The organism is Synechococcus sp. NOUM97013 (genome assembly GCF_014279815.1).
In the GTDB taxonomy this organism is placed as follows: domain Bacteria; phylum Cyanobacteriota; class Cyanobacteriia; order PCC-6307; family Cyanobiaceae; genus Synechococcus_C.
In genome coordinates this window covers 2000084-2013601 of sequence record NZ_CP047941.1, presented here as the reverse complement: position 1 = coordinate 2013601, position 13518 = coordinate 2000084, and the positions used below count along the sequence as shown (strand labels likewise).

Sequence of the window (13518 nt, the reverse complement as noted above, 5' to 3'; positions counted from 1 at the left end):
TCAGTTCAGGCGCACGCGGACGGAATTGGCGTGGCTGTGCAGCCCTTCGCTGCCAGCCAGCTCCATCACAGCGCCTCCTGTTGCTTCCAGTGCCTCCCTGCTGAACTCGATCATCGAGGTATGGCGCATGAAGGTCTCCACGCTCAAGGCGCCGCTGTAGCGGGCTGACCCACAGGTGGGAAGTGTGTGGTTGGGGCCTGCCAGGTAATCGCCGACCGCTTCAGGACTCCAGGGGCCAATGAAAATAGCGCCGGCCTGTTGGATGCGGTCGGCCAGCATCCGGGGGCGTTCGACCAAGAGTTCCAGATGTTCAGGAGCGAAGCGATCGCTCAGGCAGGCGCATTCTTCAAGGTTGTCGCAGACCACCACCAGGCCCCACGCGCTCAGCGACTGACGACAGATCGGTTCGCGTGGATGCTCTGCGAGCTGACGATCCAGCTCCGCCGGCAGGGCGTCGGCCAGGGCCTGCGATGTGGTGAGCAAAATCGCAGCAGCCAGAGGGTCATGCTCTGCCTGCGCCAGCAGGTCTGAGGCCACTTGGGTCACGGAGGCCGAGGCATCGGCGATCACCAGCACTTCACTGGGGCCTGCGAGCGAGTCGATGCCGACTTGGCCGTAGACCAGCTTTTTGGCCAGAGTGACGTACAGATTTCCTGGACCACTGATCACGTCGACCCGGGGAATGGTCTGCGTGCCGAAGGCCAGGGCTGCCACGGCCTGGGCCCCGCCCACTCTGTAAACCTCTCGAACGCCGGCGAGGTGGGCGGCTGCCAGGACCGTTCTGTTCACGTTTCCGTCGGAGCTTGCGGGGGTGACCATCACCACGCGCTCGACTCCGGCTGCCTTGGCGGGCACGGCGTTCATCAGCACGGTGCTGGGGTAGGACGCCCGTCCACCTGGGACATACAGGCCCGCGGCCTGTACCGGCCGCCAGCGGCGACCGAGCTGCTCTCCGTGAACCCCCTTCACGTCGAGATCCTGGGGTTTCTGGCGTTGGTGAAAATCCTGGATGCGGCGGTGCGCCAGCTCCAGGGCATCTCTCAGGTTGGTGGGAGTCTGATCCCAGGCCTGACTCAGCTCTGTGGGGGAGATCTGGAGAGGATCAGGCTTGAAACCATCGAACTGCTCTGTGAGCGCCATTAGTGCCGAATCACCGTCGTTGCGCACCTGTTCGAGGATCGATTCAACGGTGGCGGTCGCATCCCGCTGGGTTGCTCCAGTGGTGCGTCTGGAGATGAGGTCGAGCTGCTGTTCAGCTTCGGCTGCGTTGTGAAGACACCTGGGCAGTCCGGACTTGATTGGATCAGTGCTCAGGGTGCTCATCAACTCCCAGGGTCAGGTTTATGCACGCTAGGGCCCACTGGGTGGCTGCATGGTCCTAGGGAGGGGTCTGCGTTATGGTTGCGGATTGTCGATCTGAAATCCGGCTCTGTGGCCAATAACAAGTCATCGAAGAAGCGCGTCGAGATCGCTGAGCGCAACCGCCTCCAGAACAAGGCCTACAAGTCCGCCATGCGCACTCTTATGAAGCGCTGCTTCAGTGCTTGTGATGCCTACACCGCCACCCCTGGCGACGAAGCCAAGGCCACGGTTCAGTCCAGCCTGAATGCAGCCTTCAGCAAAATCGACAAGGCTGTCAAGCGTGGCGTTCTGCATCGCAACTCCGGTGCCCACCAGAAGGCACGTCTCACAGTGGCGGTGAAGAAGGCCATCGATCCGGCTCCGACCGCCGGCTGATTCAAGTCGCTTTGAGGACAGGGCCACGGCCCGTCCCTGCAGAATGGATCCTGAAGGCGCGTTTCAGGATCCAATGGCCACTCCGGCATTGATTGACAGTCACTGTCACATCGTCTTCCGCAATTTCGAAGAGGACCTTGACGAGGTCGCAGCCCGCTGGCGAGAAGCCGGCGTTCAGTCGTTGCTGCATGCCTGTGTCGAGCCCGGCGAAATTCCGGCGATACGCGCTCTTGCCGATCAGTTTCCGGAAATGCGTTACTCGGTAGGGGTGCATCCCCTGGATACTGAGCACTGGCGTGAGGACACACTCGAGGTCCTGCGGCAGGCAGCTCAGGCGGATGACCGTGTTGTGGCCATCGGTGAACTGGGACTGGATCTCTTCCGCGACAAGAATCTGGATGAACAGCTCGCGGTGCTTCGGCCTCAACTGGATCTCGCGGTTGAGCTCGATCTCCCGGTGATCATTCACTGCCGTGATGCAGCCGATCCGATGTTGAAGGAACTGCGTCGGCGTCAAGAGCAGGGGTGTTGCCCGCGGGGTGTGATGCACTGCTGGGGTGGGACACCCGAGGAGATGCATCAATTTCTGGAGCTGGGTTTCTTCATCAGTTTCAGTGGCACTGTGACCTTCCCCAAGGCCACGCCAACGCATGACTGCGCCCGGCAAGTTCCCCAAGACCGCTTTCTGGTCGAGACGGACTGTCCGTTTCTGGCCCCCGTCCCACGTCGGGGAAAACGCAACGAGCCGGCGTTTGTGGCTTCGGTCGCAGCGCGTGTGGCCGAGTTAAGAGAGCAGCCTCTGGAGCGGGTGGCGGAAGACACCACGGCAAATGCCCGTCGACTCTTTGGCCTTCCTTGAGTAAGTCATGCCATCATGCGCGAAAGTGTAAGATGATTTATTGGCCTGGCCAGGCACGGTTTTCTGTGCTTGGGCTCCCGAAGCGTCCATTACCGTCCGGTGCATTGACGACGTCAGCTGTTCTGACCCGAGTCTTCTGAAGCCAGTGATCACGGTGGTTGTCCCTCCCCGTGGGGATGACCACCGTTGTGTTGGTTGCCAGTTTCGAGTCTGAACCGCTGCCTACTTCAGGCCCCTCTGTCCCCTCTGATACCTGCAGGTCTCCGCATGAGCAGCAGCGCGATTCAGGTCGCCAAGACCGCCACCTATCTGCCCGATCTGGTGGAGGTTCAGCGTGCCAGTTTCAAGTGGTTCTTGGAGAAAGGTCTGATCGAGGAGCTTGAGAGCTTCTCCCCGATCACCGATTACACCGGCAAGCTCGAATTGCACTTCGTCGGTAGCGAGTACCGACTGAAGCGTCCGCGCCACGACGTTGAAGAAGCCAAGCGTCGTGATGCCACTTTCGCGTCACAGATGTATGTGACCTGCCGTCTGGTCAACAAGGAAACCGGCGAAATCAAGGAGCAGGAGGTCTTCATTGGTGAGCTTCCGCTGATGACCGAACGGGGGACGTTCATCATCAACGGTGCTGAGCGTGTGATCGTCAACCAGATCGTTCGCAGTCCGGGTGTCTATTTCAAAGATGAAATGGACAAGAACGGTCGTCGCACCTACAACGCCAGCGTGATTCCCAACCGCGGAGCCTGGCTGAAGTTTGAAACCGACAAGAACGATTTGCTGCACGTTCGTGTTGATAAAACTCGCAAGATCAATGCCCACGTGCTCATGCGCGCGATGGGTCTGTCTGACAACGATGTGATCGACAAACTCCGTCACCCGGAGTACTACAAAAAGTCGATCGATGCCGCCAATGATGAGGGCATCAGTTCCGAGGATCAGGCGCTTCTCGAGCTTTACAAGAAGCTGCGTCCCGGTGAACCCCCTTCTGTCAGCGGCGGTCAGCAACTGCTGCAAACCCGCTTCTTCGATCCCAAGCGCTACGACCTCGGTCGCGTTGGCCGCTACAAGATCAACAAGAAGCTGCGTCTCACCATCCCTGATTCGGTGCGCACCCTCACCCATGAGGATGTGCTCTCCACCCTGGATTACCTGATCAATCTGGAACTGGACGTCGGTGGCGCCAGCTTGGATGACATCGATCACCTCGGTAACCGGCGTGTGCGCTCGGTGGGTGAATTGCTGCAGAACCAGGTCCGGGTTGGTCTGAACCGTCTCGAGCGCATCATCAAAGAGCGGATGACCGTGGGTGAAACCGATTCACTCACCCCTGCGCAGCTGGTGAACCCCAAACCCCTGGTGGCGGCCATCAAGGAGTTCTTCGGCTCCAGCCAGCTGAGTCAGTTCATGGACCAGACCAATCCTCTGGCTGAGCTCACGCACAAGCGACGCATCTCGGCTCTCGGCCCTGGAGGTCTGACCCGCGAGCGTGCCGGTTTCGCCGTTCGTGACATCCACCCCTCCCACTACGGACGTCTCTGCCCGATTGAGACGCCTGAGGGGCCGAACGCCGGTCTGATCAACTCCCTGGCCACGCACGCTCGGGTGAATGAGTACGGCTTCATTGAGACCCCGTTCTGGAAAGTTGAGAACGGACGGGTCCTGAAAGAAGGTGATCCGATCTACCTCTCGGCTGATTTGGAGGATGAATGCCGTGTCGCCCCCGGTGACGTGGCCACTGACAGTGACGGCTCGATCCTTGCCGATCTGATTCCCGTCCGCTACCGCCAGGATTTCGAGAAGGTTCCCCCTGAGCAGGTGGATTATGTGCAGCTCTCACCGGTTCAGGTGATCTCCGTTGCAACCTCTCTGATTCCCTTCCTGGAGCACGACGACGCCAACCGGGCGCTGATGGGTTCCAACATGCAGCGTCAGGCTGTGCCTCTGCTGCGCCCCGAGCGCCCCTTGGTGGGAACCGGGCTTGAAACGCAGGTGGCGCGCGACTCCGGCATGGTGCCGATCTCACGGGTCAATGGCACCGTCACCTTTGTCGATGCCACGGCGATCGTGGTGCAGGACGACGACGGCAACGATCACAACCATTTCCTCCAGAAGTACCAGCGCTCCAACCAGGACACCTGCCTGAACCAGCGTCCGATCGTCCGTCAGGGCGACCGTGTGATCGTTGGACAGGTGCTTGCCGATGGCTCGGCCTGTGAAGGCGGTGAGATTGCTCTCGGTCAGAACGTTCTGATCGCTTACATGCCCTGGGAGGGATACAACTACGAGGACGCCATCCTCGTGAGTGAGCGTCTGGTCAATGATGACCTCTACACCTCGGTGCACATCGAGAAGTACGAGATCGAAGCACGTCAGACCAAGCTCGGCCCTGAAGAGATCACCCGCGAGATTCCCAACGTTGCGGAGGAGAGCCTCGGCAACTTGGATGAGATGGGCATCATTCGGATCGGCGCTTTCGTGGAAAGCGGCGACATCCTTGTGGGCAAAGTGACGCCCAAGGGTGAGTCGGACCAGCCGCCCGAAGAGAAGCTGCTGCGAGCGATCTTCGGTGAGAAGGCTCGCGATGTGCGTGACAACTCCCTGCGCGTTCCCAGCACCGAACGCGGCCGTGTCGTCGATGTGCGGATCTATACCCGGGAGCAGGGTGACGAGCTGCCCCCCGGTGCAAACATGGTGGTGCGCGTCTATGTGGCCCAACGTCGCAAAATTCAGGTCGGCGACAAGATGGCCGGCCGTCACGGCAACAAGGGCATCATCAGTCGCATCCTTCCCCGGGAGGACATGCCGTACCTGCCCGACGGCACCCCCGTCGACATCGTGCTCAACCCCCTGGGTGTTCCGAGCCGGATGAATGTCGGTCAGGTGTTCGAGCTGCTGATGGGCTGGGCTGCCGCCAACCTCGATTGCCGCGTCAAGGTGGTTCCCTTCGACGAGATGTACGGCGCCGAGAAGTCGCAGCAGACCGTTGAGGCCTACCTCAAGGAAGCGGCCAAGCAGCCTGGCAAAGACTGGATCTACAACCCTGACGACCCCGGCAAGCTGCAGCTGATCGATGGCCGCTCCGGCGAGCCCTTCGACCAACCGGTGGCGGTGGGTTACTCCCACTTCCTCAAACTGGTGCACCTGGTCGACGACAAGATCCACGCCCGTTCCACGGGCCCCTACTCCCTGGTCACCCAGCAGCCTCTTGGCGGTAAAGCCCAGCAAGGCGGTCAGCGTCTGGGTGAGATGGAGGTTTGGGCACTGGAGGCCTACGGCGCCGCTTACACCCTTCAGGAACTGCTCACGGTCAAGTCCGATGACATGCAGGGTCGTAACGAAGCTCTCAACGCGATCGTCAAAGGCAAGCCGATTCCACGTCCTGGCACGCCGGAATCCTTCAAGGTGTTGATGCGCGAGCTGCAGTCCCTGGGTCTCGACATCGCTGTGTTCACCGACGAAGGCAAGGAAGTGGACCTGATGCAGGACGTGAACCCCCGTCGCAGTACCCCCAGCAGGCCCACCTACGAATCCCTCGGCGTCGCGGATTACGACGAGGACTGACGGACCAACGAACGAACCGACAAACCGCTCCTCCTTCCTTAACCGTCAATGACCAACAGCAACCTCCGCACCGAGAACCACTTCGATTACGTCAAGATCACCCTCGCTTCACCCGATCGGGTGATGGAGTGGGGACAGCGCACCCTGCCCAACGGCCAGGTGGTCGGTGAGGTCACCAAGCCGGAGACCATCAACTACCGCACCCTCAAGCCCGAGATGGATGGGCTGTTCTGCGAAAAGATTTTCGGTCCTTCCAAAGACTGGGAATGCCACTGCGGTAAGTACAAGCGCGTCCGTCACCGGGGCATCGTCTGTGAGCGATGCGGTGTGGAGGTCACCGAGAGCCGCGTGCGTCGTCACCGCATGGGCTTCATCAAGCTGGCGGCACCCGTCTCCCACGTCTGGTATCTCAAAGGGATCCCCAGCTACGTGGCCATCCTGCTGGACATGCCCCTGCGGGATGTTGAGCAGATCGTCTACTTCAACTGCTATGTGGTGCTGGATCCCGGCGATCACAAGGATCTGAAGTACAAGCAGCTGCTCACTGAAGACGAGTGGCTGGAGATCGAAGACGAGATCTACGCCGAGGATTCGGAGATTGAGAACGAGCCGGTTGTGGGCATCGGAGCTGAAGCTCTCAAGCAGCTGCTCGAGGATCTCACCCTTGACGAGGTGGCAGAACAGCTGCGCGAGGAGATCGCCGGCAGCAAGGGTCAGAAGCGGGCCAAGTTGATCAAGCGTCTGCGCGTGATCGACAACTTCATCGCCACCAATGCCCGTCCGGAGTGGATGGTGCTTGATGTGATCCCGGTGATCCCCCCCGACCTGCGTCCAATGGTGCAGCTCGATGGTGGTCGCTTCGCCACCAGTGATCTCAACGATCTCTATCGGCGGGTGATCAACCGAAACAACCGTCTGGCAAGGCTCCAAGAAATCCTGGCCCCTGAAATCATCGTCCGCAACGAGAAGCGGATGCTGCAGGAGGCCGTTGATGCCCTGATCGACAACGGTCGTCGTGGCCGCACTGTGGTCGGCGCCAATAACCGTCCGCTCAAGTCATTGAGCGACATCATCGAAGGCAAACAGGGTCGTTTCCGACAGAACCTTCTCGGTAAGCGTGTCGACTACTCCGGCCGTTCCGTGATCGTGGTGGGTCCGAAGCTGAAGATGCACCAGTGCGGCTTGCCCAAGGAGATGGCGATTGAGCTGTTCCAGCCCTTCGTGATTCACCGCCTGATCCGCCAGAACATCGTCAACAACATCAAGGCGGCCAAGAAGCTGATTCAGCGTGCCGATGACGAAGTGATGCAGGTGCTGCAGGAGGTGATCGAAGGTCACCCGATCATGCTGAACCGTGCTCCGACGCTGCACCGTCTCGGCATCCAGGCGTTTGAGCCCAAGCTGGTGGATGGTCGTGCCATTCAGCTGCACCCCCTCGTCTGTCCAGCCTTCAACGCTGACTTCGACGGTGACCAGATGGCTGTTCACGTGCCCCTGGCGATCGAGGCGCAGACCGAGGCCCGCATGCTCATGCTGGCCAGCAACAACATTCTGTCGCCTGCGACCGGTGAGCCGATCATCACGCCCTCCCAGGACATGGTGCTCGGTGCCTACTACCTCACGGCACTTCAACCGGACATGGCACCGATCGACTTCGGCGACCGCAGCCGTACCTTCTCGGGTCTGGAAGACGTGATTCACGCTTTTGAAGACAAGCGTCTCGGCCTGCACGACTGGGTGTGGGTTCGCTTCAACGGTGAAGTTGACGACGATGACGAACGGGATGAACCCGTGAGCAGCGAAACCCTGTCCGATGGCACACGTCTGGAGCAGTGGTCCTTCCGTCGTGACCGTTTCGATGAAGACGGAGCCCTGATCAGCCGCTACATCCTCACGACCGTGGGACGTGTGGTGATGAATCACACGATCATCGACGCCGTGGCAGCCACCTGAACGCTCTCCCTCGATCCGCTTCTCAACTTCATCTCACCGCGCTGTCATGACCTCCACTCCTTCCAAGTCCCGTAAGTCCTCCAAGGCGTCCAAAGCGGCCAAAGCCGCCAAGGCGGCAAAAGAAGCCCGCGCTCTGGCCAAGACACCACCGCCCTTTCGCAACAAGGTGGTCGATAAAAAAGGTCTGAAGCAGCTGGTGGCCTGGGCTTATAAGCACCACGGCACGGCGGCGACTTCCGCCATGGCCGACCAACTCAAGGATCTCGGCTTCAAATACGCCACTCAAGCGGCTGTTTCGATCTCCGTCGATGACCTCAAGGTTCCTGAAGCGAAGCAGGATCTGCTGGGTCAAGCCGAGGAGCTGATCACGGCAACGGAGGAGTCCTATCGCCTCGGTGTGATCACCGAAGTGGAGCGTCACACCAAGGTGATCGACACCTGGACCGAGACCAATGAGCGTCTGGTGGATGCGGTCAAGAAGAACTTCAACCAGAACGACCCGCTCAACTCGGTCTGGATGATGGCCAATTCCGGCGCCCGGGGAAATATGTCCCAGGTGCGTCAACTGGTGGGCATGCGCGGTCTGATGGCCAACCCGCAGGGTGAAATCATCGACCTTCCGATCCGTACCAATTTCCGTGAGGGCCTCACGGTCACCGAGTACGTCATCTCCTCCTACGGCGCCAGGAAAGGTCTCGTTGACACGGCGCTGCGTACTGCTGACTCCGGCTACCTGACACGACGTCTGGTGGATGTGGCTCAGGACGTGATCGTTCGCGAAGACGATTGCGGCACGACCCGCTGCATCGTCGTCAAGGCTGAGGACAGCAAATTCGGCAGCCGACTGGTCGGACGGCTCACGGCCGATCAGGTGGTGTCCGCCGACGGCGAGGTGCTGGCGGAGCGAAACACCGAGATCGATCCGCCTCTATCAAAGAGATTTGAAGCTGCTGGGGTCGTCGCGGTCAGCGTGCGTTCGCCGCTCACCTGTGAAGCCAATCGCTCGGTGTGCCGGAAGTGTTACGGCTGGGCACTGGCCCACAACGAACTCGTCGATCTGGGTGAAGCCGTCGGCATCATTGCGGCTCAGTCCATTGGTGAGCCCGGAACCCAGCTCACGATGCGGACGTTCCACACCGGTGGTGTGTCTACTGCTGAAACGGGTGTGGTCCGCTCCAAACTGGCGGGAACCGTGGAATTCGGCGCCAAAGCACGGGTGCGCCCCTATCGCACCCCGCATGGTGTGGATGCGCAACAGGCTGAGGTCGACTTCAACCTGACCATTCAGCCTTCGGGCAAAGGCAAGGCCCAGAAGATTGAGATCACGAACGGTTCTCTGCTGTTCGTTGACAATGGCCAGGCCATTGACACCGATGTGACTGTGGCCCAGATCGCCGCAGGTGCGGTGAAGAAGAGCGTCGAGAAAGCCACCAAGGACGTGATCTGCGACCTTGCGGGTCAGGTCAGCTATGACCCCACCATTCAGCCCCGGGAAGTCACCGACCGTCAGGGCAACATCACGCACAAGGCCCAGCGTCTGGGTCGGATGTGGGTGCTGGCCGGCGATGTCTACAACCTGCCTCCCAATGCTCAGCCTGTCGTCACAGCCGGCGCTCAGGTGACCGAAGCACAGGTTCTGGCGGAAGCCAGCCAGGCTACTGAGTACGGCGGTGCAGTTCGCCTGCGTGAGGCTCTGGGTGATTCCCGCGAGGTTCAGATCGTCACCACGGCGATGACCCTGCGTGACTTCAAGCTCCAGGGTGAATCCACCCATGCTGGTGAGATCTGGAACCTTGAGGCCAAGGACGGCACCCGTTATCGCCTCAACACCATCCCCGGCAGCAAGATCGGTAGTGGTGAAGTCGTCGCTGAGCTCAACGACGACCGCTTCCGCACGCAGACCGGCGGTCTGGTGAAGTTCGCCCCTGGACTGGCGATCAAGAAAGCCCGTTCAGCCAAGAACGGTTACGAGGTCAACAAGGGCGGCACCTTGCTGTGGATTCCTCAGGAAACCCACGAGATCAACAAGGACATCTCCTTGTTGATGATCACCGATGGTCAGTGGATCGAAGCTGGCACCGAGGTGGTCAAGGACATCTTCAGCCAGACCGCGGGCATCGTCACGGTGACCCAGAAGAACGACATTCTTCGCGAAATCATCGTTCGCAGCGGCAGTTTCCATCTCTGCACCGAGAAGAAAGCGCTAGAGCGCTTCACCGGCGATGGCGTCATGGTCAACCCTGGCGAGCCCATCGCCAAGGGCATCAGCACCGATGCCACGGTCTACGTGCAGACCGTCGAAACTCCCGAGGGCACGGGCTTATTGCTGCGTCCTGTCGAGGAATACACCATCCCCAACGAGGCTCAGCTGCCTGATCTCGGCCACGTCAAACAGCCCAATGGCCCGCACCTGGGTCTGAAGGCAACCCAGCGTCTTGCGTTCAAAGACAACGAGCTGGTCAAGTCTGTTGAGGGTGTCGAGCTGCTGCGCACGCAGCTCATGCTCGAGACCTTTGACACCACACCGCAGATGACGGTCGACGTCGAGCGTGTGCCCGATAGGCGCGCCAAGACGATCGAACGCCTGCAGTTGGTGATCCTGGAGAGCATCCTGGTGCGTCGCGACACTATCTCCGACTCCAGCCACGGTTCCACGCACACCGAACTGCAGGTGGAGGACGGCCAGTCCATCAAGGCTGGTGATGTGGTCGCCACCACCCAGATCCTGTGCAAGCAGGAGGGTGTCGCTCAGTTGCCCGAACCCTCGGAGAACGAGCCTGTGCGTCGTCTGATCGTCGAGCGCCCCGAAGACACCATCACCATCAACACATCGTCTGCGCCTGTGGTGACCGTCGGTCAGCGGATTGTTGACGGTGAACTTCTCGCTGAGGGGCAGCCTGCGGACTGCTGCGGTGAAGTCGAGAAAGTCGACGCCAAGGCCGTCACCCTGCGACTGGGTCGCCCCTACATGATTTCGCCGGATTCCGTGCTTCATGTGCGTGACGGCGACCTTGTGCAGCGTGGGGATGGTCTGGCCTTGCTGGTGTTTGAGCGCCAGAAGACCGGTGACATCGTTCAGGGTCTGCCCCGAATTGAAGAGCTGTTGGAAGCCCGTCGTCCGAGGGAGTCGGCCATCCTCTGTAAGAAGCCCGGCACCGTCGAGATCAAGCAGGGAGAGGACGATGAAACCACCGTTGTCACGGTGATTGAGGCTGATGATGCAGTCGCCGAATATCCGATTCTTCTCGGCCGCAACGTGATGGTCAGCGATGGCCAGCAGGTTCATGCCGGTGAGCTGCTGACCGATGGACCGATCAACCCCCACGAACTGCTGGAGTGCTTCTTCGAAGACCTGCGCAGTCGTAAGCCTCTGATGGATGCGGCTCAGGAGGCGATCGCCAACCTTCAGCACCGTCTGGTGACCGAGGTTCAGAACGTCTACAAGTCCCAGGGCGTCTCGATTGATGACAAGCACATCGAAGTGATCGTGCGTCAGATGACCAGCAAGGTGCGGGTCGAGGACGCTGGTGACACCACGCTTCTGCCTGGTGAGCTGATCGAGTTGCGTCAGGTGGAAGACACCAACCAGGCCATGTCGATCACCGGTGGTGCGCCTGCGGAGTTCACGCCCGTTCTCCTCGGCATCACCAAGGCCTCTCTCAATACCGACAGCTTTATCTCTGCTGCCTCCTTCCAGGAGACCACCAGGGTTCTGACGGAAGCTGCCATCGAGGGCAAGAGCGACTGGCTGCGTGGCCTCAAGGAGAACGTGATCATCGGTCGCCTGATTCCGGCCGGTACCGGCTTCAGCGGATTCGAGGAAGAGCTTCGGGCCGAGGCCGGTCCTCACCCGGACATACTTGCTGAGGATCCCGCTGGCTATCGCCGCATGCAGAATCTGCGTCCGGATTACACCGTCGACATGCCGGCAGCTCCCGCTGCCGATGCCTCTGCGGTTCTCGATGATCCCAGCGATGCGGATCTCGAGGCCACCCGCAGCCGACACGGTATTGAAGCGGGTGCCAACTTCGCAGCATTTGCCCGTCCTGAAGGCGACAACGAGCTGAAGGAAGAGCAGGTGGTGGATGCAGAAGCCGTCGAGGGTCTGCAGGAGGAGGGTCTGCTCAGTGATGAGTGAGTTTCCCGCTCGCTCTCGCGGCCGCTTCCCGGCGGCCAGCAAACTGTTTGATGAAGCCTGTTCAGCCCATGCTTGACCCCACCACGATCCCGGTTCGCCGATTGCCTCGGTATGGGTTTCACACCCACACCGAGCGTCTTAACGGACGGGTTGCCATGCTTGGCTTCATCGCTCTTCTTGTGGTGGAGATCAAGCTCGGCCATGGCCTGCTGATCTGGTGAGCAAGGCACTGCTCGGTTGCAGCGCGGCCGAGCTTGAAGACTGGGTGGTGTCCCAGGGTCAGAAGGCCTTCCGTGGACGGCAGCTCCACGATTGGTTGTACGCCAAAGGGGCCCGCAGCCTGGATGACATCACGGTGTTGCCCAAAGCGTGGCGATCCAGCCTTCGAGACGAAGGCGTGACCATTGGTCGTCTCAAGGAAGTGCACCGATCCGTGGCCTCGGATGCGACTACCAAACTTCTGTTGGCAACCGACGACGGTGAAACAATCGAAACCGTTGGCATTCCCACCGATCAGCGGTTAACGGTCTGTGTGTCCAGTCAGGTGGGATGCCCCATGGCCTGCCGCTTCTGTGCAACCGGCAAGGACGGTTTGCAGCGCTCACTGCACACGCACGAAATCGTTGATCAGGTGCTGAGCGTGCGCGAAGCCATGGATCGGCGCCCATCACACATCGTGTTTATGGGCATGGGCGAGCCATTGCTGAACAGTCAGGCGGTGCTTGAGGCGATTCGCTGCATCAACGATGATCTCGGCATTGGCCAGCGCCGGATCACCGTGAGCACTGTTGGCGTTCCGAAGACGCTGCCGCAGCTGGCGGAACTGGCCCTTGAAACGCTTGGACGCGCCCAATTCACATTGGCTGTCAGCCTGCATGCACCGAATCAGCAACTGCGCGAGGAGTTGATTCCCACGGCCCATGCCTACCCTTACGACGACCTCCTCGAGGATTGCCGCCACTACCTGGCGGTGACCGGTCGGCGGGTGAGTTTTGAATACATCCTGCTCGGTAATCTCAATGATCGTCCGCAGCATGCTGAAGAGCTGGCAGACCGTGTTGGTGGCTTTCAGAGCCATGTGAATTTGATTGCCTACAACCCGATCGAAGAAGAGGAGTTCCAGCGTCCCTCCCGTGAACGCATCGAAGGCTTCAGGCGGGTGCTTGAGCGTCGCGGCATCGCTGTGAGCCTGCGGGCCAGCCGCGGTCTGGATCAGGATGCTGCTTGCGGTCAGCTGCGGCGCTCTCGCCAGAAGTAGGGGAGACTGCGG

General features: G+C 60.3%; 8 protein-coding genes. 7 read left to right on the top strand and 1 reads right to left on the bottom strand.

Annotated features, from left to right (window positions below; translation table 11 throughout):
- Positions 1-1323: a histidinol dehydrogenase gene (gene hisD / locus SynNOUM97013_RS10995; RefSeq protein ID WP_186479829.1), complete on the bottom strand. Its 1323-nt coding sequence runs from the start codon at positions 1321-1323 to the stop codon at positions 1-3.
- A 108-nt stretch (positions 1324-1431) separates the two neighbouring features.
- Here hisD and rpsT point away from each other — a divergent pair, with 108 nt between their 5' ends.
- From rpsT to rlmN, 7 genes are all read left to right on the top strand, one after another.
- A complete protein-coding gene (rpsT, locus tag SynNOUM97013_RS10990) occupies positions 1432-1737 on the top strand; it encodes a 30S ribosomal protein S20 (protein ID WP_186481596.1) in 306 nt (101 codons plus the stop codon).
- A 73-nt stretch (positions 1738-1810) separates the two neighbouring features.
- Positions 1811-2596, top strand: a complete 786-nt coding sequence (locus tag SynNOUM97013_RS10985) for a TatD family hydrolase (RefSeq protein ID WP_186479828.1) — start codon at positions 1811-1813, stop codon at positions 2594-2596.
- A 267-nt stretch (positions 2597-2863) separates the two neighbouring features.
- Positions 2864-6157: a DNA-directed RNA polymerase subunit beta gene (rpoB, locus tag SynNOUM97013_RS10980; protein ID WP_186479827.1), complete on the top strand. Its 3294-nt coding sequence runs from the start codon at positions 2864-2866 to the stop codon at positions 6155-6157.
- A 48-nt stretch (positions 6158-6205) separates the two neighbouring features.
- Entirely contained in the window at positions 6206-8110 is a 1905-nt protein-coding gene (locus SynNOUM97013_RS10975; RefSeq protein ID WP_186479826.1) for a DNA-directed RNA polymerase subunit gamma, read from the top strand.
- Positions 8111-8156: 46 nt separating this feature from the next.
- Complete coding sequence (locus tag SynNOUM97013_RS10970) at positions 8157-12248, top strand: DNA-directed RNA polymerase subunit beta' (RefSeq protein ID WP_186479825.1); 4092 nt, start codon at positions 8157-8159, stop codon at positions 12246-12248.
- A gap of 68 nt (positions 12249-12316) precedes the next feature.
- A complete protein-coding gene (locus SynNOUM97013_RS10965) occupies positions 12317-12469 on the top strand; it encodes a chlorophyll a/b-binding protein (protein WP_186479824.1) in 153 nt (50 codons plus the stop codon).
- The gene (gene rlmN, locus SynNOUM97013_RS10960; protein WP_186479823.1) at positions 12466-13506 is read left to right on the top strand and encodes a 23S rRNA (adenine(2503)-C(2))-methyltransferase RlmN; all 1041 of its coding nucleotides are present in this window, start codon (positions 12466-12468) and stop codon (positions 13504-13506) included. Before SynNOUM97013_RS10965 ends, rlmN begins: the two co-directional genes overlap by 4 nt.
- Positions 13507-13518 lie beyond the last annotated feature (12 nt).

Excerpts from the sequence above, each read along its gene's own strand:
- rpoB (WP_186479827.1), top strand. The coding sequence starts at position 2,864 with ATGAGCAGCAGCGCGATTCAGGTCGCCAAGACCGCCACCTATCTGCCC.
- SynNOUM97013_RS10970 (WP_186479825.1), top strand. The coding sequence starts at position 8,157 with ATGACCTCCACTCCTTCCAAGTCCCGTAAGTCCTCCAAGGCGTCCAAA.
- SynNOUM97013_RS10985 (WP_186479828.1), top strand. The coding sequence starts at position 1,811 with ATGGCCACTCCGGCATTGATTGACAGTCACTGTCACATCGTCTTCCGC.
- SynNOUM97013_RS10975 (WP_186479826.1), top strand. The coding sequence starts at position 6,206 with ATGACCAACAGCAACCTCCGCACCGAGAACCACTTCGATTACGTCAAG.
- SynNOUM97013_RS10965 (WP_186479824.1), top strand. The coding sequence starts at position 12,317 with ATGCTTGACCCCACCACGATCCCGGTTCGCCGATTGCCTCGGTATGGG.
- hisD (WP_186479829.1), bottom strand. The coding sequence starts at position 1,323 with ATGAGCACCCTGAGCACTGATCCAATCAAGTCCGGACTGCCCAGGTGT.